At 50.2% G+C, this 20,303-nt stretch carries 16 protein-coding genes and 1 pseudogene; 12 read left to right on the forward strand and 5 right to left on the reverse strand.

What is annotated here, in order from left to right; all coding sequences use genetic code 11:
* Positions 1–10 precede the first annotated feature (10 nt).
* From J1C60_RS03860 to lplT, 3 genes are all read left to right on the forward strand, one after another.
* Entirely contained in the window at positions 11–1,726 is a 1,716-nt protein-coding gene (locus tag J1C60_RS03860; protein WP_128178214.1) for a penicillin-binding transpeptidase domain-containing protein, read from the forward strand.
* Positions 1,727–2,261: 535 nt separating this feature from the next.
* The gene (aas, locus tag J1C60_RS03865; RefSeq protein WP_128178216.1) at positions 2,262–4,418 is read left to right on the forward strand and encodes a bifunctional acyl-ACP--phospholipid O-acyltransferase/long-chain-fatty-acid--ACP ligase; all 2,157 of its coding nucleotides are present in this window, start codon (positions 2,262–2,264) and stop codon (positions 4,416–4,418) included.
* A complete protein-coding gene (gene lplT / locus J1C60_RS03870) occupies positions 4,415–5,626 on the forward strand; it encodes a lysophospholipid transporter LplT (protein ID WP_128178218.1) in 1,212 nt (403 codons plus the stop codon). The genes aas and lplT overlap by 4 nt, the downstream gene beginning before the upstream one ends.
* Before the next feature lie 88 nt (positions 5,627–5,714).
* Here the strand turns inward: lplT and J1C60_RS03875 are convergent.
* From J1C60_RS03875 to mutH, 4 genes and pseudogenes are all read right to left on the reverse strand, one after another.
* A pseudogene (locus J1C60_RS03875) lies at positions 5,715–6,754 on the reverse strand (NADP(H)-dependent aldo-keto reductase).
* Positions 6,755–6,919: 165 nt separating this feature from the next.
* Entirely contained in the window at positions 6,920–7,135 is a 216-nt protein-coding gene (locus J1C60_RS03880) for a YgdI/YgdR family lipoprotein (protein ID WP_128178220.1), read from the reverse strand.
* A gap of 118 nt (positions 7,136–7,253) precedes the next feature.
* Positions 7,254–7,964: a TerC family protein gene (locus J1C60_RS03885; protein ID WP_128178222.1), complete on the reverse strand. Its 711-nt coding sequence runs from the start codon at positions 7,962–7,964 to the stop codon at positions 7,254–7,256.
* 68 nt (positions 7,965–8,032) lie between these two features.
* Positions 8,033–8,719, reverse strand: coding sequence for a DNA mismatch repair endonuclease MutH (gene mutH / locus J1C60_RS03890; protein WP_128178224.1), 687 nt, complete (start codon positions 8,717–8,719; stop codon positions 8,033–8,035).
* Positions 8,720–9,405: 686 nt separating this feature from the next.
* Between mutH and rppH the strand changes: the two genes are divergently transcribed.
* The 4 genes from rppH (at position 9,406) to thyA (ending at position 14,204) form a co-directional block, all read left to right on the forward strand.
* Positions 9,406–9,933, forward strand: coding sequence for an RNA pyrophosphohydrolase (rppH, locus tag J1C60_RS03895; protein ID WP_128178226.1), 528 nt, complete (start codon positions 9,406–9,408; stop codon positions 9,931–9,933).
* A 12-nt stretch (positions 9,934–9,945) separates the two neighbouring features.
* Entirely contained in the window at positions 9,946–12,192 is a 2,247-nt protein-coding gene (ptsP, locus tag J1C60_RS03900; RefSeq protein WP_128178228.1) for a phosphoenolpyruvate--protein phosphotransferase, read from the forward strand.
* Between the two features lie 338 nt (positions 12,193–12,530).
* Entirely contained in the window at positions 12,531–13,403 is an 873-nt protein-coding gene (gene lgt, locus J1C60_RS03905; protein ID WP_128178230.1) for a prolipoprotein diacylglyceryl transferase, read from the forward strand.
* Between the two features lie 6 nt (positions 13,404–13,409).
* Complete coding sequence (gene thyA, locus J1C60_RS03910) at positions 13,410–14,204, forward strand: thymidylate synthase (RefSeq protein ID WP_128178232.1); 795 nt, start codon at positions 13,410–13,412, stop codon at positions 14,202–14,204.
* A gap of 42 nt (positions 14,205–14,246) precedes the next feature.
* Here thyA and ddpX read toward each other — a convergent pair whose 3' ends face one another.
* On the reverse strand, positions 14,247–14,825 hold the full coding sequence (gene ddpX / locus J1C60_RS03915) for a D-alanyl-D-alanine dipeptidase (RefSeq protein ID WP_182611421.1): 579 nt from the start codon (positions 14,823–14,825) through the stop codon (positions 14,247–14,249).
* A 214-nt stretch (positions 14,826–15,039) separates the two neighbouring features.
* Here ddpX and J1C60_RS03920 point away from each other — a divergent pair, with 214 nt between their 5' ends.
* The 5 genes from J1C60_RS03920 (at position 15,040) to recC (ending at position 20,288) form a co-directional block, all read left to right on the forward strand.
* On the forward strand, positions 15,040–15,525 hold the full coding sequence (locus J1C60_RS03920) for a prepilin peptidase-dependent protein (protein WP_128178236.1): 486 nt from the start codon (positions 15,040–15,042) through the stop codon (positions 15,523–15,525).
* Positions 15,506–16,054: a prepilin peptidase-dependent protein gene (locus tag J1C60_RS03925; RefSeq protein WP_128178238.1), complete on the forward strand. Its 549-nt coding sequence runs from the start codon at positions 15,506–15,508 to the stop codon at positions 16,052–16,054. Before J1C60_RS03920 ends, J1C60_RS03925 begins: the two co-directional genes overlap by 20 nt.
* The gene (locus tag J1C60_RS03930; RefSeq protein ID WP_128178239.1) at positions 16,051–16,485 is read left to right on the forward strand and encodes a DUF2509 family protein; all 435 of its coding nucleotides are present in this window, start codon (positions 16,051–16,053) and stop codon (positions 16,483–16,485) included. Before J1C60_RS03925 ends, J1C60_RS03930 begins: the two co-directional genes overlap by 4 nt.
* Positions 16,466–16,777 (forward strand): prepilin-type N-terminal cleavage/methylation domain-containing protein, encoded by a 312-nt coding sequence (locus J1C60_RS03935; protein WP_128178241.1) that lies wholly within the window; start codon positions 16,466–16,468, stop codon positions 16,775–16,777. The genes J1C60_RS03930 and J1C60_RS03935 overlap by 20 nt, the downstream gene beginning before the upstream one ends.
* Before the next feature lie 118 nt (positions 16,778–16,895).
* Positions 16,896–20,288 carry an exodeoxyribonuclease V subunit gamma gene (recC, locus tag J1C60_RS03940; protein WP_128178243.1) on the forward strand — a complete coding sequence of 1,131 codons (3,393 nt, stop codon included), beginning with the start codon at positions 16,896–16,898 and terminating at the stop codon, positions 20,286–20,288.
* Positions 20,289–20,303 lie beyond the last annotated feature (15 nt).

Genomic DNA, 20,303 nt, shown 5'->3' on the forward strand with positions numbered 1-20,303 from the left:
AGGATTGAATATGCCCCGAATGAAAAAATTATTGGGTAAAGATCAAATTAAAGCCCCGTTTAATCCTTTTCGTTTCCGCCTGATCTGCTTGGGTGTGCTGGGCTGCCTGGCGGTATTGCTGATACGTGTTGCTGACCTGCAATTAATTAATCATCCGATGCTGGAAAAGGAAGCGGACCAACGTTCGTTACGTACCGTTACGTTGCCTACTAATCGAGGGACGTTGCTGGATCGTAATGGTGAGGCGCTGGCACTTAGCGTTCCCTCGCGCGATATCATTGCCGATCCGCTGCGGGTGATGGAATCAAACCCGGATTTTACCAGTGCGAAATGGCAGTATCTCGCCAATGCACTGAATCAGCGCCCGGATGATATTGCCAAACAGATTACCGCTAACCCCCGTCGCCGCTTTCTTTATCTGGATCATAAAGTCGAAATGGGGATTGCCAACGATATCAGCAAATTGCACCTTTCCGGTATTAGCACGGTCTATAACGATAGTCGTTTTTATCCGATGAGTGAGGCTACCGCGCCGCTTTTAGGCATCGTTGGGGCGGATAACAAGGGGCTCAATGGGTTAGAACATGGCTACGATAAATGGCTGCAGGGCGAACCAGGGCAAGAGCAATATCGGCAGGATGGCGACGGGAATATTATTGCTATGCTCAGCTATAAGCCGCCTCAGCAACCACCAACGGTGCAACTCAGTATCGATAAATTTGATCAATACACGCTCTATACGCAACTTCGCAATGGCGTATTACGCAATAAGGCGGATTCAGGTGCAGCCGTATTGATTAAAATTGATACGGGCGAAGTACTTGGAATGGCTTCATACCCGTCGTTTAATCCTAACAATTTTGCCGATGTGTCACCGAGTCAAATGCGTAATGCTGCGATCAATGACAGTTATGAGCCCGGTTCGACGGTGAAGCCGCTGGTCGTAATGGAGGGACTGGAGCGTAAGTTGGTACGTCCAGACTCGGTGCTTGATACGACGCCTTACCGGGTTAACGGGCATTTAATTCGCGATGTGGGGCATTGGCCGCGCCTGACCATGACTGGTATTTTGCAGAAATCGAGTGACATCGGCGTTTCACACATTGCGCTGGCGATGCCCGCTGAAGTGCTGGTTAATACGTTCCATAATTTTGGTCTTGGTAAACCAACCGGTTTGGGACTGACAGGGGAGAGCGTGGGTTATTTTCCGCTGCATCGTCAGCGATGGGCCGATATTGAGCGTGCGACTTTCTCCTTCGGTTATGGTTTACGTGTCACACCGCTGCAGATTGCTCGGGAATATGCCACGCTTGGCTCTTATGGTATTTATCGACCGCTTTCGATCACTAAAGTCACGCCGCCAGTGATGGGGACGCGCGTAGCGAATGCTGATACGGTGAAGGCCGTTGTGCATATGATGGAGAGCGATGCCCTGCCGGGAGGAAGCGGCGTGCGAGCCGCGGTGCCGGGGTATCGACTGGCTATTAAAACCGGTACGGCGGAAAAAATGGGTGCCAGCGGCAAGTATGATGGAGGATATATTAACTATACGGCGGGGGTTGCGCCAGCCAGTAATCCTCAGGTGGCGCTGGTAATTATGATCAACCATCCAACAGGTGATGATCACTTTGGTGGCTCCGTTGCGGCACCAGTGTTCGGCAATATCATCGGACCGGTGCTGAAGCATATGAATGTTGCGCCTGATGCGATCAATCAGGTGCAGTAATCCGGCCTCCTGGGCTGACGAATCCGGCACAAAACCGTTCCGCTTTTCCTTCGGATGATCAGGCAGAGCCGGTTAGCGCCGGCCCTGCAACTGCACTATTTTCAATAAACCTCTTGTTCGCTGCACGCGTACCCCAGAAACAGTGCTGTCCTGCACAAACGAAACGCCATTTCTGGGTTAACGCGCGCGCTCACAGTCATTCGGGTTGCCGTGCTGAAAACCTGGCGTTCCTCAGTGTTTCGGCACTCTCCGAAAGAGCAATGTCAAAACCCAAACGCCAAATAAACAAAATTCTGTAATGATGAGGTATGAAAGGTATTGTCCGTATCGCCGAGCGTTTCCTTGTCGAGTCACATAGACGTAGCGAGAGGGCGTGCTGAGCAGGAGCGTGTGAACCTACAATGAAAAATGAAGCACCCGGCGGCTATACTTTCGCCCCGTGATAAATTTATCCATTATGCCCTATCGCACGTTGTGTAAATTCACCATATCCTGCATCGTTACGGGTAAAATTTATATGTGCTAAGGAGTTGGCATGTTGTTCGCTTTTTTACGTTTTATTCTTCGCCTGGTTTATCGCGTGCAGTTGCGTGGCGATCTCAGCGCCTTGTCAAAAGATAAAGTGTTGATCACCCCGAATCATATGTCCTTTCTGGATGGCGTATTGCTGGCGGTATTCCTGCCAGTGAAACCGGTTTTTGCCGTTTATTCTTCCATCAGCGAAAAGTGGTTTATGCGCTGGCTGAAATCGATCATCGATTTCGTCCCACTCGATCCAACTAAACCCATGTCGGTCAAACATCTGGTTCGCATGATTGGGCAGGGGCGCCCTGTCGTGATCTTTCCTGAAGGACGAATCACGATCACCGGTTCTCTGATGAAAATCTACAGCGGTGCAGGTTTCGTGGCGGCCAAATCGCAGGCGACGGTAGTGCCGGTGCGTATTGAAGGTGCTGAATACACTCCGTTTGGACGGCTTGGTGGCGTTTTTAAACGTCGCTTCTTCCCTCGCATTACGTTAACCGTGTTACCCGCGACTTTTATTCCGATGCCAGAGGCACCGCGCGCGCGCGAACGTCGTCTGCTGGCCGGGGAGCACCTGCATCATATTATGATGGAAGCGCGAATGGTGGTTCGTCCACGCGAAACATTGTATGAGGCTTTTCTCAGTGCCCGTACCCGCTACGGTTATTTCAAACCCTGTATTGAAGACGTCAATTTTAAAACGGATAGCTATACTGGCCTGCTAAAAAAATCACTTGGTGTGGGGAGGATTCTGGAGCGCTACACCCAGGTCGGAGAATATATTGGTCTACTATTGCCAAACACGACCGTGACCGCTGCAGCGATTTTAGGTGCCTCAATGCGCGGTCGCGTACCGGCAATGCTCAACTATACGGCAGGTGTGAAAGGAATAACCAGCGCGCTGACGGCGGCACAAGTGAAAACGGTATTCACCTCCCGTCAGTTCCTGGAGAAAGGGCGATTGCTGCATTTACCGGAAGAGATCACACAGGTGAAGTGGATCTTTCTTGAGGATCTCAAAGATACCGTTACCGCGAAGGATAAAATGTGGATCCTGAGCCGCTTGCTGATGCCGAGTATGGCAGCAACCCCGCAGCGTCCTGAAGATGCCGCGATGGTGCTTTTTACCTCTGGTTCTGAAGGTAATCCAAAAGGGGTGGTTCATTCACATAAAAGCCTGTTGGCAAACGTTGAACAGATCCGCACCGTTGCTGATTTTACGCCCCGCGATCGATTCATGTCAGCATTACCGTTGTTCCACGCTTTCGGCCTGACGGTTGGTCTGTTTACGCCGTTAATGACCGGCGCAGAGGTTTTTCTCTATCCCAGTCCGCTACATTATCGTATTGTTCCTGAGCTGGTCTATGACCGCAATTGTACCGTTCTGTTTGGTACGTCGACCTTCCTGGGAAACTATGCTCGTTTTGCTAATCCTTATGATTTTGCTCGTTTGCGCTATGTGGTGGCCGGCGCTGAAAAATTGCAGGAAAGCACGCGGCAGATATGGCAAGAGCGCTTTGGTATCCGCATCCTTGAAGGTTATGGCGTCACTGAATGCGCGCCAGTGGTTGCGATAAATGTGCCAATGGCAGCGAAATTCCATAGCGTGGGACGTATTCTGCCAGGTATGGATTCACGTCTTATCTCTGTACCGGGTATTGAGGAAGGTGGTCAGCTACAGTTGCGCGGGCCTAATATTATGAAAGGCTATCTGCGCGTTGAACGCCCTGGCTACCTTGAGACCCCCGAGGCTGACAACGGTGAGGGACAGCGCGAGGCCGGATGGTACGATACTGGTGATATCGTTAGTTTTGATGAACATGGTTTCTGTCAGATTCAGGGGCGGGTAAAACGCTTTGCAAAAATCGCTGGAGAGATGGTTTCGCTGGAGATTGTCGAGCAGATTGCGTTGAAAGCATCAACTGAAAAACAACATGCCGCTTCGATAAAACCTGATGGTAATCGGGGAGAAATGTTAGTGCTATTTACTACTGATAGCGATCTGAAACGTGATTCGCTACAGCACGCCGCGCGTGAACTGGGCAGTCCTGAGCTGGCAGTACCACGCGATATTCGTTACCTGAAGCAATTACCACTGCTGGGTAGCGGTAAACCAGATTTTGTCGCATTGCGCAAAATGGCAGAAGAAGAGATCGAGCACGAATGAGCACGTCAATAGTAACCGAGCAGTCTTTATTGTCCCGCAATATGATGGCGGTGATCGCCGCCCAGTTTCTCTCGGCTTTCGGGGATAATGCTCTATTATTTGCCACCCTGGCAGTACTGAAAAATCAGCTTTATCCCGATTGGAGTCAGCCTGTTCTACAGATGGTATTTGTGACGACTTACATCATTCTTGCTCCGTTTGTGGGTCAGGTTGCCGACAGCTTCGCCAAAGGGCGGGTCATGATGTTTTCGAATGCGCTAAAGTTGCTGGGCGCACTGGTAATTTGCTTCGGTCTAAACCCATTTTTGGGGTACGGCCTTGTTGGTGTGGGGGCTGCGGCTTACTCTCCAGCAAAATATGGCATTCTCGGCGAGCTCACTACCGGTGAGCAATTAGTCAAAGCCAATGGTGTGATGGAGGCTTCTACCATTGCGGCCATCCTGTTGGGATCGGTGGTAGGTGGCGTACTGGCAGACTGGAATTTGTTAGCGGCACTGGCCGCCTGCGTGCTGGCTTATGCCCTGGCGGTGCTGGCGAACACGCTAATCCCCAAATTGAGCGCGGCGCGACCAGGCCAGAGCTGGCATCCGAGCCGTATGTCACGCAGTTTCTTCCATGCCTGCGCCATATTATGGCGCAGTGGCGAAACGCGTTTTTCGCTGGTTGGAACCAGCTTATTCTGGGGAGCTGGTGTCACATTGCGCTTCCTTTTGGTGCTGTGGGTACCCGTTGCTCTGGGTATTGACGACAATAAAACGCCGACGTTGCTTAATGCAATGGTCGCGATTGGTATTGTCATTGGTGCCGCGGCGGCTGCGCGGCTGGTCACATTAAAAACCGTTGGGCGCTGTATGCCCGCAGGGATATTAATCGGTGTAGCGGTAGTCGTTTTTGCCTTACAGCACAGCTTGATCAATGCCTATATATTACTGGTCATTATCGGTGTTTTGGGTGGATTTTTTGTGGTGCCGCTGAATGCGCTGCTGCAGGCACGCGGTAAGGAAACCGTCGGTGCCGGAAATGCGATAGCCGTACAGAATCTTGGGGAAAATAGCGCGATGCTCATCATGCTGGGGCTATACTCGCTGGCAATTAAGCTTGGAACGCCAGCCGTCGCCGCGGGAATCGGTTTTGGCGTGCTGTTTGCGTTGGCTATTACCATCCTGTGGTTATGGCAACGCGCACAGCGCAGTAAAGCCCAGGTATAAAGAATATTCATACTCCTCATTGGGAGTCTTGCTGGACATATAACGGGGCGATGATTTGCCCCGTTATATCACCATCGGCGACAGGCGATTATGGTGCCGGGTAGGTATAACGGCGATGAATTGCTTCCAGCCCCAGTAACACATCTTCATTGAGCGTCAGGTTGAAGCTGTCGATATTAGCCTGAAGCTGTTCCAGCGTCGTTGCTCCCAACAGTGTGCTGGCAACAAAGGGTTGTTGACGCACAAAGGCTAATGCCATTTGTGCTGGATCCAGATTATGCTGTTTCGCCAGCGCAACGTACTCCGCAATAGCTAACTGTGACTGCTCGCCACTGTAACGCGTAAAGCGAGTAAATAGCGTATTGCGCGCACCTGCGGGTTTCGCGCCATTCAGGTATTTGCCGCTTAACGTGCCGAAAGCGAGGCTTGAATAGGCCAGCAGTTCAACGCCTTCATGGTTACTGATTTCTGCTAAACCGACTTCAAAGCTGCGATTTAACAGGCTGTAAGGATTTTGAATGGTGACAATTCGCGGGAGCTCGTGTTTTTCTGCCAGTTGCAGATAACGCATTACGCCCCAGGAGGTTTCATTGGAGACGCCAATATAGCGAATCTTGCCGGCTCGCACCTGTTCAGTCAATGCTTCAAGCGTTTCCAGCAGCGTAACCGGCACGCTTGCGTCGTTATACTGGTAACCCAGCTTACCAAAAGAATTAGTCTGCCGCTGTGGCCAGTGTAGCTGATACAAATCCAGATAATCGGTATTAAGGCGCTTCAGGCTTGCATCCAGCGCTTCCCGAATATTTTTACGATCGAGAGCCTGGTTTGAACGGATTGAGAAGTCATTCGCGCGTGCTGGCCCTGAAACTTTCGAGGCCAGAATGATTTTATCGCGGTTACCACGCGATTTAATCCAACTGCCAATATAGCTTTCTGTTAATCCTTGAGTTTCCGGGCGGGGGGCACCGGATACATCTCGGCAGTATCAATAAAATTGATACCTGCGCTGATGGCCAAATCCAGTTGAGCGTGGGCGTCGGCTTCGCTATTTTGCTCACCAAACGTCATGGTTCCTAACCCCAGCGTGCTGATTTCCAGAGTGCTGTGGGGTATACGGTGATATCGCATTTGCCGGCTTCCTGTTTTCATTATGGAATGGAAAATTAATGCTAATGGGATCTCTTTTGACTATAACCGTGCAAGGAGAGAGGGGGAAGAGGGGATTTATCAGGACTTGCGTTTACGGAGCCAGCCTACCACCTTTAACCATCGCAGCAGGCAAGACTCAAATCACTATCGCTCAATAATGGTAGAGATTTCATCACCGTTGATTTGTAACTCATGGCCGGATTGATCGACATATTTTACCAAACCTGTATCCTTATCGATAACCGGCTTGCCTTCGGTCATAATCATCTCGCCATTTTTAGTTGCCATCACATAATCGCTGCTACATCCGCTGAGCATCAATACCATTGCTATCGCGGCTGCACTTAACGTCCACTTCATTCACTCTCTCCCTTAAAACCCGTTCGGCTTACTAGTGTAGTAATAAATATTTCCTCGTGCCGTGTTAATCGTACCATTCTGAAAAAAGATGGCGAGCATCGCTCGCCATTGACTTTGTCTAAAGCGGGTTTTTTTTGTTACGGATCAAGTTTAGGCTCTCCACCGCCATAGAAAAGAACATCGCGAAATAGATATAACCTTTTGGCACGTGGATATTGAAGCTTTCCAGTAACAGCGTAAATCCAACAAGAATCAGAAACGCCAGCGCCAGCATTTTTACAGATGGATGACGTTCAACAAACTCACCGACGGCTTTTGCGGCGAACATCATGACACTGACAGCGATAACCACGGCTGCCATCATAATAAACAGATGATCGGAAAGACCGACTGCGGTAATGACGGAATCAAGGCTAAAAATAATATCCAGCAGCATGATCTGCACAATAGCGCCGAAGAAAGAGTGAACGTTAGTTTTATGCTCCTCCTCGCCACCTTCAATGGTCTCATGGATCTCCATGCTGGATTTCCACAGCAGGAACAGACCGCCAAACAAGAGAATAAGGTCGCGGGCGGAAAAAGCATGCTCCATGATGGAAAACAGAGGGGTCGTCAGGCGTATAACCCAGGCAATAGAAGCAAGTAACCCTAAGCGCATTAGCATTGCGCCGGCCAGACCAAGACGACGGGCCCGGTTTTGTTGGTGCTTTGGAAGCTTTGCTACCACCAAAGAGAGGAAAATAATGTTATCAATACCCAGAACAATTTCGAGAATGGTAAGCGTTCCGAGGGCTAGCCAGGCATTGGGATCTACAATCCAATCAAACATTCTAACATCGCATCCTAAACGAAAGGTAAACGATGATTATACTCATCATATTTATCAATGTGAGACATTTATAGTAAAAAGTGGCGCGCCAGCAATGGACCGGTAAAAGTCTTCTTGAGATAAAAGCCGCGTGGCAGCGTCATGATGGGTTGCCCATTCTCGCCAATAGCCTCGGTTAGCGCTTTACTGTTCGCGGCCTTGGGGCGGATCTGCAAAACTTCACCATGGCGCGCGGTAATACGTTCTACCTGTCCCAAAACGATCAGATCCATCAGTTCTTCCCAGTCGCGCTGAAGCTGTGCTTCCTCTTGCTGATTGGGACTCCAGAGTAGCGGAGCGCCAACCCGGCGCACAGCAAGGGGGATAGTACGTTCACCCTCAACCGGAATCCATAATACTCTTGCCAGCTTGTGACGTACGTGGCTGGTTTGCCAGGTTACACCGCTGTTGCCCGTCAGGGGGGCAACGCAAACGAAGGTCGTCTCTAACGGCCGACCTTGAGCATCAATAGGGATGGTTTTAAGTTCTACGCCAATATGGGCGAAATCCTGTTCTGGCTTGCTGCCAGCGCTGGCTCCCAGATGCATTTCCAGCAGCATTCCCACCCATCCCTTTTCGCGTTTTAAATCCGCAGGGATTCGTATTTGTGCTTTTAGCGCCAGCTCGCCGAGAGTGAAGCCTGCTAATTTCTGGGCCCGCGCCAGCAGCTCGCTTTCATTTTTGGGTGGGGGAATAGCGGGAAAATCAATCGACATCACATTTCCTGACGTAGGGTTAAAAAACGCACAACATTATATCAATGGTAAGCAAACGAAATGTACTGGGAGTAAGACATTAATAATAGCATGATAAATCATGCTTTTTTAACCGTTTCCCATGAGTAATATGCGCAAAATGGAAAGAGTTTTCCCATGTTGTCATCGACAATGAACAGGATCTTACCCCCGGTTATCCACAGAAATATGGGATAACTCAATTTTTACAACAATACTGTTTCCATTTACAGCCTTGACGGGCGGCTTTTTTCGGTAATTAGCGGTTTTTTTGCATAACTTATTGGGATATGTTGTGGATAAAAATGCTGGCGCTCGATCTTTCGCCAGTGGACGCGAGGTGGGAAATATATCGGCTAAAGTAAGAGCCGATTTCTAGTGGGTAACTATATTAACATTATGATTTTAAATATTTAATTTATATTTCTTTTCACCGTGTTATCAGCTGAATGGAAAGTTTTACCCTGCTATGTACCGAGTTCTGCACAAACCTATCCACAGAAAACGTGAATAAGATCGCCTTTTCAGGCCCCCTTCTGTTTATAACTTTGCTTATATCTGTGAGTTATCCCATTGTTATTCGCGCGGTACAGCCGTAACCAGTGGTTTACCGCCTGTAAGGAGTATGAAACAATCAGGCCATCCAGATTTTATATTGAGGTAGTCCGGTGATCGATGATGATGGCTACCGCCCGAATGTTGGTATCGTAATCTGTAACAGGCAGGGACAAGTGTTGTGGGCTCGGCGTTTTGGACAACACTCCTGGCAGTTTCCGCAGGGAGGGATTAATCCCGGCGAAACGGCGGAACAGGCGATGTACCGCGAACTTTTCGAAGAGGTTGGACTACACCGGAAAGACGTTCGTATTCTTGCTTCTACCCGTAACTGGTTACGCTATAAGTTACCAAAACGTTTGGTGCGTTGGGACACAAAGCCGGTTTGTATCGGCCAGAAACAAAAGTGGTTTCTTCTGCAGTTGATGTGCAATGACGCAGATATCAATATGCAAACCAGTAGTACGCCAGAATTTGACGGCTGGCGATGGGTGAGTTTTTGGTATCCGGTACGCCAGGTTGTCTCTTTTAAACGCGATGTTTATCGACGCGTGATGAAAGAGTTTTCTGGCGTGGTAATGCCGTTGCAGGAGAGTTCTGTGCAGCGCAATGCGCCTGCTTATCGACGGAAAAGAGGTTAAGCCACGCAGATTATGCTCACTCAGTTGCGCGAAATTGTAGAGAAAGTGGCAGGTGCGCCACGCTTGAACGAAGCGCTTGAGATTCTGGTTAACGAGATATGTTTTGCAATGGATACCGAAGTTTGCTCGGTCTATCTCGCTGATCACGATCGCCGCTGCTACTATCTGATGGCAACGCGCGGGCTGAAAAAGCCGCGCGATCGCACGGTTGCGCTGGCTTTTGATGAAGGGATTGTGGGGCTGGTCGGTCGTCTGGCAGAGCCTATCAACCTTGCCGATGCGCAAAAACACCCTAGCTTTAAATATATCCCTTCGGTAAAAGAGGAGCGATTCCGTTCTTTCCTCGGCGTGCCCATTATTACGCGGCGTCAGTTGCTGGGGGTGCTGGTCGTTCAGCAGCGAGAGCATCGCCAATTCGATGAAAGTGAAGAATCTTTCCTGGTAACCCTTGCGACACAGATGGCGACCATTCTTTCTCAGTCACAACTGCATCAGCTTTTTGGCCAGTTCCGTCAGACGCGTATTCGTGCTTTAGCCGCAGCGCCGGGTGTTGCTGTCGCGCCGGGTTGGGTTGATGTCACGCAACCATCGCTTGATCATGTTTTTGCTGCATCCACGCTGAATACCCAACGCGAGCGTGAGCGGTTGACACTCGCGATGGGAGAAGCGGCCAATGAGTTCCGTCGCTTCAGTAAACGATTCACTGCCAGCGTCCAGAAAGAGAGTGCGGCGATCTTTGACCTCTATTCACACTTGCTTAGCGATGCCCGGCTTAAAAAAGATTTGTTTGCCGAAATTGACGCGGGTTCCGTTGCCGAGTGGGCGGTAAAAAAAATAATTGAGAAGTTCGCCGCACAGTTTGCGAATCTACAGGACACATACCTGCGTGAGCGGGCTGGCGATCTACGCGTACTCGGACAACGCTTACTGTTCCATCTCGACGATAGTCTTCAGGGACCCAATACATGGCCTGAGCGTTTCGTCTTAGTCGCTGATGAGCTGACGGCGACGACCCTTGCTGAACTGCCGCAGGATCGCCTTGCGGGTGTGGTCGTTCGCGACGGAGCTTCCAATTCTCACGCCGCCATTTTGGTTCGTGCGATGGGGATCCCCACGGTTATGGGGGCCGATATTCAGCCTGAGTTACTTAACAAGCGGTTGCTGGTGGTTGATGGCTATCGCGGTGAGTTGCTTATCGATCCTGAACCGGTACTGGTGCAAGAATATCAGCGGTTGATCGTTGAAGAGAACGAACTCAGTAAGCTGGCGGAAGATCTTGTAGAGCAACCGGGCGCATTGAAGAGCGGAGAGCGTGTACAGGTGATGCTGAATGCTGGTCTGAGTGCGGAACATGAAAAAGCGCTAGGCAGTTGGGTGGATGGCGTTGGTCTTTACCGCACGGAAATCCCTTTTATGCTACAAAGTGGTTTTCCCTCAGAGGAAGAGCAAGTGGCACAATATCAGGGCATGCTGCAGCTGTTCCTTGATAAGCCTGTCACGCTGCGTACTCTCGATATCGGGGCCGATAAGCAATTGCCCTATATGCCTATCAGCGAAGAGAACCCTTGTCTGGGCTGGCGCGGTATTCGTTTGACGCTTGACCAACCCGAAATTTTTCTGGTTCAGGTGCGCGCCATGCTGCGAGCCAATGTGGCAACGGGTAATTTGAGCATTTTGTTGCCGATGATCACCAGTATTGATGAGATAGATGATGCGAAACGGTTGATAGAAAGGGCCGGGCGTGAAGTTGAAGAGATGCTGGGTTACGAAACCCCGAAGCCGCGTATCGGTATCATGATTGAAGTGCCATCAATGCTGTTTATGATCCCTCATCTGGCCTCCCGCGTTGATTTTGTCTCAGTGGGAACCAACGACCTGACACAGTATCTGCTGGCGGTTGATCGTAACAATACGCGCGTAGCCAGCCTCTACGATAGCCTGCATCCGGCGATGTTGCAGGCGCTTAAAGGGATTGCCATTGAATCACAACGCGCTGGTATTGAGCTTTGTTTGTGCGGTGAAATGGCTGGCGACCCGATGTGTGCAGCTTTGCTGGTGGGAATGGGGTATTACCATCTCAGTATGAACGGTCGCAATGTCGCCCGCATCAAATACCTGTTGAGTCATATTGAACTTTCAGAAGTTGAACAGCTTGCCGAACTCGGCCTACGTTCACATACCGCAGCTGAAGTACGACACCAGGTTGCGGCTTTTATGGAGCGTCGCGGCCTTGGTGGTTTAATTCGCGGCGGGCGTTAAGCCCGCTTTAGTAAAGTTTACAGTTACATCGGGTCGCTTTAATTCACGCTATGCTATGATGCGCAACCCTGTACCCGTCATACTTCAAGCTGCAGATTTGTTGGTTGCGCTCAGCCACTCCGGTAACCTACCTATGTCAGGTCCCCCGGGAATGCTGTCGCCCTGCAACTCGAATTATTTAGGGTATGTGTCTTTAGTGTAATGACGTGATGCATAGGTGGAAGTCGATGACAAGGAAATGGTTGTGGAAACCGCCAGTATTCCCACTGACACCGCCTGGCACAAGAATTTACTCGCTTAGTCGCCCACCATTCAGGGCAAAAATTTTATGGTGAAAGATGAATAACGGCTACCTGGCTTTCCCTCAGTTCGATCCGATAATCTTCTCTATTGGGCCGATCTCCCTTCACTGGTACGGTTTAATGTATCTTGTGGGCTTCCTGTTTGCTATGTGGTTGGCGGTACGTCGTGCTAACAGGCCCGGAAGTGGCTGGAAGAAAGAGGAAGTTGAAAACTTACTTTATGCGGGTTTCCTCGGGGTGTTCCTGGGCGGGCGTATTGGCTATGTGCTGTTCTATAACATGCCATTATTCCTTGATAATCCGCTCTATCTTTTCAAAGTCTGGGATGGCGGTATGTCTTTCCATGGCGGCCTGATTGGTGTGATTTGTGTCATGATTTGGTTTGCGCGCCGCACTAAGCGCAACTTTTTCCAGGTTTCCGATTTCATTGCTCCGTTAATCCCGTTTGGTCTGGGTGCGGGGCGTCTTGGCAACTTTATCAATGGTGAACTTTGGGGCCGTGTCGCACCCGATCTATCCTGGGCGATGCTGTTTCCCGGTTCGCGCAGTGAGGATGTAGCACTCGCGGCGACGCACCCAGAATGGCAATCTTTGCTGGCGACTTATGGCGTATTGCCTCGGCACCCTTCGCAGGTTTATGAATTGCTGCTGGAAGGCGTTGTGCTGTTTATTATCCTCAATCTGTTTATCCGAAAGCCGCGCCCAATGGGGAGTGTTTCTGGCTTATTCCTGATCGGTTATGGCGCATTCCGTATTATTGTTGAGTTTTTCCGTCAGCCTGATGCTCAACTCGGTTTGTTCGACAACGCCATCAGTATGGGGCAGATTCTGTCGATTCCAATGATTCTGGCCGGTGTTATTATGATGATCTGGGCGTACCGCCGTCGCCCGCAGCAACAACTTTCGTGAGGAAAAATGAAACAGTATCTGGAATTAATGCAGAAAGTGCTTGATGAGGGCACGCCGAAAAACGATCGTACCGGAACCGGCACGCTGTCGATTTTTGGTCATCAGATGCGTTTCAATCTGCAGGACGGTTTTCCGTTGGTTACCACTAAGCGTTGCCACCTCCGCTCTATTATTCATGAACTGCTATGGTTCCTGAAAGGTGATACTAACATTGCCTATCTGAAAGAGAATAATGTCTCTATCTGGGATGAGTGGGCCGATGAAAAGGGTGATCTCGGGCCGGTGTATGGTAAACAGTGGCGTACCTGGGGAGCGGCGGATGGCCGTCAAATCGATCAGATCGCGAATGTGCTCAAGCAACTGAAGCAGGACCCCGATTCGCGTCGTATTATTGTCTCTTCCTGGAACGTTGGTGAGCTGGACCAAATGGCGCTGGCGCCGTGCCACGCATTTTTTCAGTTCTACGTTGCTGACGGAAAGCTGTCCTGCCAGCTCTATCAGCGCTCCTGCGATATTTTTCTCGGGCTGCCGTTTAACATCGCGAGTTATGCGCTATTGGTTCATATGATGGCGCAGCAGTGCGATCTTGAGGTGGGCGATTTTGTCTGGACCGGCGGCGATACGCATTTGTATAGCAATCATATGGACCAGACCCATTTACAGCTCTCTCGCGAACCACGTGCGTTACCAAAACTGGTGATCAAACGTAAGGCAGACTCCCTTTTTGATTATCGCTTCGATGATTTTGAAATCGAGGGCTACGATCCTCATCCTGCAATTAAAGCACCGGTAGCGATATAATTCCGGTGCTTTAAGGCGAGGTGGGTGAACCTCAACCTCGCCTTAGTCGCTCGGAGACTCCGCAGGTTCAACGCAACCGAAACGATCGCTAAGCAGCGGATAATCCGCCGAGTTGGGAAGCTCGAAGTGCCACCATTCAGTTTTAATACCAGTAAATCCACCCGCAAACATAATACCGTTCAGCAACAGCCGGTTGCGTTGTGCGAACAAGGGCACGGTGGGGTGGAAAGGGTGGGAGCGTTCGTGCATTTCATCAAAAGCTGCGCCCATATCCAGGACGTCACCGTTTTCATCGATTAATGTCACATCCACCGCAGTGCCGCGGCTGTGGTTCGAACCGAGTGAAGCTTCAACGACATATTGTGGATCGGGGCAGGCTAACCAAAGATAGTCCTGCGCTTTTTGAGGCCGCCATGCATCGTAAATTAGCAGGGTAAATCCTGCCAGAGCCGCAACCTCAACGCTACGGGACAACGCTTTTGCGGCATCAGGATGCAGTAAACAGCGGTTCTCGCGATAAATAACCTTTCCTGTCAGGTTGTCGGTAGTGGCATATTTCAGGTCAATCACCACTTCTGGTATTAGTCTGGCAATATCAATCAGTTCGACATCATCATTCACAAATAAAATCCTTTTTGCCTTCCGGTTATTCAACGTTGCGTTTTCCCACAACAATACATCACCCGCGTCAGGATAAAACCTCCTGTAAAAATTTATCGGCATCCCTCGCAAATTTTTCATCTGTTACTGAAAAGTATCAGGAAGAGCGGAAAGCGTCCCGAAAATCCGAAGAGTTCTGCTGGTAGCTGCGACTTTTATGGGAAACACTGCGCTGATGAAATGTAAAGCATCGCAAGGGTTTACTCTGCCAGAGATCCTGATAACGCTGGCGATCGTTGGGATCTTGAGTCAAAGCGCTTTTTACAGCTGGCATCAATGGCAACAACAGCGGCGGTTGGCAGAAACATCGCTGCACATCCAACGTTTCCTTTACCGATTACGTGCCTGGGCCAACTGGCATAATAACGAACAGGTTTTGTGGCATCAGCCGGGTGAGTATTGGTGCCTGGGAAGTGGTGATAAACCTGCAACGGGTTGTGAAGCGGGCAGGCGCAGACAGCTGATAGCGTTGTACCCCGACGTGAAGATAACCCATGTCACACGTGATATGGGTTTTTATGGAAAGCGAAACGTAGCTAAGCCGGGGAGCATTGAGTTTGCTAACGCAGCAGGGCGCTGGCGCATTATTGTTTCAGCGCGCGGACGTATCCGGCTCTGTAAGCCTGAACGGGAGCCATGTTTTGAAAGAACAGGGATTTAGTTTGGTGGAGCTGCTGGTTGCGATGGCAATTAGCGGTACGCTGATGCTGGGGGCGGCAAAACTGCTGCCACTGCTTCAGATACAGAACCTGCAGATATTGGCAGGATTTCAGCTACGGGAAGAGCTGCAACAAATCATGTTAACGCTGGAAAAGGCAGTCCGGCGTGCAGGTTACTGTAACGGACAATGTGGAGGAGAAGGGCTATATATTGATGCTGCCACCGGCAGCTGCATGTTGATCAAATGGGATGAAAACAGTAATGGAAAGTGGGAGGGGATCGACCACTATGAAAGTGAATTTTATGGTTATCGGATACGTAATGCCAGCATGGAGATGCAGCGCGGTGTATCGCGCTGTGAGGGCGCGGGATGGGAGCGAATTTCCGATCCCGGTTTTGTCGTTATCACTCAGTTTACCGTTCGGCGTGAGAAACGTCTTATTAAGCTACGCCTGGCCGGTTATGCAGTGGCTTTTCCCTCACAACGCATTACGATTGAGCACTGGGTTAGCGGGATAAATTTACGATGAAACAACAGCAGGGAAGCAGTGCTCTGGTCATGGTTGCGGTGATATTACTGTTGGGAAGTGCTTTGTTGCACAGTACGCGTCAGCAACTTGCCGCTTCTTTTTCATTAGTTGCCGATGAACGCGAGTATATCACCCGTTTTTATCTGGCCCAGGCCGCGTTAGCATGGGGAATGCAGCAACACTGGCAAAAAAATAGTCAGGGCTGGCAATGTAAAAGCGACGAGCGCTACAAGTGGCGCGCCTGTCTGCAAGGGAGCGACAAGAACCGCTGGTTATTACGTGGCGATAGCTTCTCTGCCTCAGATCGGTCACTCGCTCTTTGGCAGTGGGTAATGCCGGGTACAACGAACACTCTGCAACCTTTAGCGCACGGTTGGATCGATTTCTGCCCTCTAACCGAGGAGGCTAAATGTGTGCCCGAAATGGGATAAACAGCAGGGCTTTAGTCTGCCGGAAACGTTGTTTGCGTTGTTACTGTTTGCTCTGAGTTTAACGGCTTTGTTGCAGTACCAGCGCGTACTGGCACATGGGTTTGTTATGCAGTGGCAGCAGCGTGAAGCCTGGCGTAACGTTGCACAATTGTTTGAAGGTCGTGAGATCACAGGATGGCGGACACAGTTAACACGACAACTTCAACTGGATGAATGCCAGCTTTTAACTGCCGATGTTAGCAGCCCGCTTGGCCTTAAGGCCCATTTAGTGACTCTTCAATGTGGAAAGTGACCAAGATTAATTTTGCGGATCAATTCATCTTTTCCACGTTTGCATTGCGGTTTTTACACGCTACAGTGTCGGCGCGACAATAGCGCAGCAGCAGGATGAAACAGGAGCAACGATAACGATGTTTACGGTTTATCACTCAAACCAGTTGGACTTATTAAAATCACTGGCAGCTTATCAAATTGAAAACCAACCGTTACGCGATCCTTTTCAGCCTGAGGTCGTCCTGGTGCAAAGCCCAGGTATGGCGCAGTGGCTACAGATGTCACTTGCCGGGCAGTTTGGCATTGCTGCAAATATCACCTTTCCACTACCTGCCAGCTTTATCTGGGATATGTTTGTCAGCGTGTTGCCGGGTATTCCCAAAGAGAGTGCTTTTAATAAAGCCAGCATGAGCTGGAAGCTGATGACACTGCTGCCGCAGATGTTAGATCGGCCTGAATTCATGACATTGAACCACTATCTTATTGACGACGATGACAGGCGCAAATTATTCCAGCTCGCTTCGCGTGTTGCTGACCTGTTTGACCAGTATCTTGTTTACCGTTCTGACTGGCTCAACCGTTGGGAAAAGGGAGAACTGATTGAGGGGATCGGTGACGCGCAGTGTTGGCAGGCGCCGCTTTGGGCCGCCCTGGTGGAGTTTACCCACCAAATTGGGCAGCCGGAATGGCACCGTGCAAATCTGTATTCACGCTTTATCTCCACGCTGGAGAGGGCAAAAACTCGGCCCCCAGGGCTGCCCGATCGCGTATTTATTTGCGGTATATCGGCTTTGCCGCCGGTTTATCTGCAGGCGTTACAGGCGTTGGGCAAACATATCGATATCCATCTTTTATTCACCAATCCCTGCCGCGATTATTGGGGAGATATTCAGGATTACGCTTTCCTGGCCAAACTGCAAAGTCGGCGTCGACGCCATTTTCAGCAGCAGCATGAAAACGCACTCTTTCGCGATCCTGAGAATGCCTCTTCGTTATTTGATGGAGAAGGAATACAGCAGCTGAGTAATCCGTTGCTGGCCTCATGGGGTAAGTTAGGACGCGATAACCTGTTTTTGTTGGCGCAGATGGAGCCGCGTGAAATTGACGCTTTTGTCGATATTGAGCCGGATAACCTGCTGCATGCTATGCAACATGATTTGCTGGTGCTGGAAGATCATGCCGTTGTTGGCCTTACTGCCGAAACAATACAGGACAGTATGACCAAGCGCCGATTAGAACCTGACGATCGCTCCATTACTCTGCATGTTTGTCACAGTCCCCAACGTGAGGTGGAAGTATTACAGGATCGGTTGTTAGCGATGATGGCGAACGATCCCGAGTTAACGGCGAGAGATATTATCGTGATGGTGGCGGATATTGATGCCTATACACCATTCATTCAGGCAGTATTCGGAAATGCGCCCTCTGATCGTTATCTGCCTTTCGCTATTTCCGATCGTCGTGCCAGCCATGCACATCCCGCATTACAGGCATTTATCGCATTGCTTGGCTTACCCGATAGCCGCTTTGCCTCCGAAGAAGTATTGGCGCTGTTGGAGGTTCCGGCATTGGCATCTCGCTTTGATATCGATGAAGGAGGATTGCGCCGTCTGCGACAATGGGTTGAAGAATCAGGCATTCGCTGGGGATTGGATGATGAGAGTGTGCGGGAACTTGGGCTGCCGGCCACAGGACAGCATACCTGGCGTTTTGGTATTACGCGCATGTTATTGGGCTACGCAATGGAAAGCCGGATGGGCGACTGGCAAGGTATCCTTCCATACGATGGGTCGAGCGGGCTTATTGCTGAACTAGCCGGTAACCTGGCCGAGCTGTTGATGCGGATGAATCACTGGCGTCGAATATTGTCACAGTCTCAGCCGTTGAGCGAGTGGTTGCCGCTTTGTCGCGAGTTACTTAATGATTTCTTCATCGTGGATGCGGAAACTGAACCGGCACTGGCGTTAATTGAGGAACAATGGCAACAAACCATCGACTATGGGATTCAGGCACAATATCAGCAGCACGTACCCATTACTTTACTACGTGATGAACTCACTTCGCGACTTGATCAGCAGCGTATTAGCCAGCGTTTTCTTGCCGGGCCGGTAAATTTTTGTACGCTAATGCCGATGCGTTCGATCCCGTTCAAAGTCGTGTGCCTGCTGGGTATGAATGACGGAGTGTATCCGAGAACGTTACCGCCTCTGGGTTTTGATTTAATGAGTCAGAATCCGCAAAAAGGCGATCGCAGTCGCCGTGACGATGACCGCTATCTGTTTCTTGAAGCGTTACTCTCTGCACAAAAACAGCTTTATGTTAGCTATATCGGACGTTCTATTCAGGATAATACGGAACGTTATCCCTCTGTGCTGGTCAGTGAATTAGTTGATTATATTGCGCAGAGCTTTTGTCTTCCGGGGGATGAGCATCTGGACGTTGATGGTAGTGCCCAAAAGGTCGTGGCACATTTGCACCATCTACACAGTCGTATGCCTTTTGCACCGGAAAATTTTTCGGAACAGGCGGAGTTTCGTAGCTTTGCTCGTGAATGGCTGCCTGCGGCTAACGCAGCAGGTGAAGCGCATCCTCCTTTTGTACAACCACTGCCACCTGTTGAACCAGATATCCTGAGCGTTGAGCAGTTACAACGTTTTTGGCGCCATCCGGTGCGGGCGTTTTTTAACATGAGACTTGGCGTAAATTTCAGTCTGGAAGAGAGTGAACTCCCGGACAGCGAGCCTTTTACGGTGGACAATCTTGATCGTTACCACATAAATGCACAGCTCCTGAATGCATTAATTGAAGGTGAGGACCCCGATCGGCTGTACGATCGGCATCGTGCAGCCGGTAATTTGCCTTATGGTGCTTTTGGCGAACTATTCTGGCAGCAGCAACGAGAAGAGATGGATGCTCTGGCCGCACAAATCCGCGATCGACGTAATCCGAGCGAAAGTTGGGAAATTGATCTGCAGATAGGTTCGGTGCGTCTGGTTGGTTGGCTATCACAGGTGCAACAGGATGGTCTGTTACGCTGGCGGCCAGGCAAGCTGAATTTTACAGATGGCTTACTACTCTGGCTGGAGCATGTGATTTATTGCGCCATGGGCGGAACCGGCAGCAGCAGTATGTTTGGCCGTAAAGAAAGTCAGTGGCGGTTTGATGCCATCACGTCTGATGAAGCCCGAACGTGGCTTCATCGTTTTATTGATGGCTATCAGCAGGGATTGAGTGTGCCATTGCTGCTTTTAGCGAAAACCGGCGGGGCTTGGGTTGAGACCAGTTATGATGAAAAACGCGAAGAGTTGTTGTTGGATGAGGTTACCCAAGCAAAAGCGCGAACCAAATTATTACAGGCTTGGCTTGGCGATTATCAGTCTGAAGGAGAGGGGAACGATCCCTATCTGGCAAGGCTATTTCGTACGCTGGATGAAACCCACATACAGGACATTTGTACGGTGGCGCGCCATTGGTTACTGCCACTGATGCATTTTAATAACGCCAGCGTAGGCAACAAAACTGAAACCTGAGGGGATGGCCTCATA

The sequence above is a fragment of the [Pantoea] beijingensis genome (assembly GCF_022647505.1).
In the GTDB taxonomy this organism is placed as follows: Bacteria; Pseudomonadota; Gammaproteobacteria; order Enterobacterales; family Enterobacteriaceae; genus Erwinia; species Erwinia beijingensis.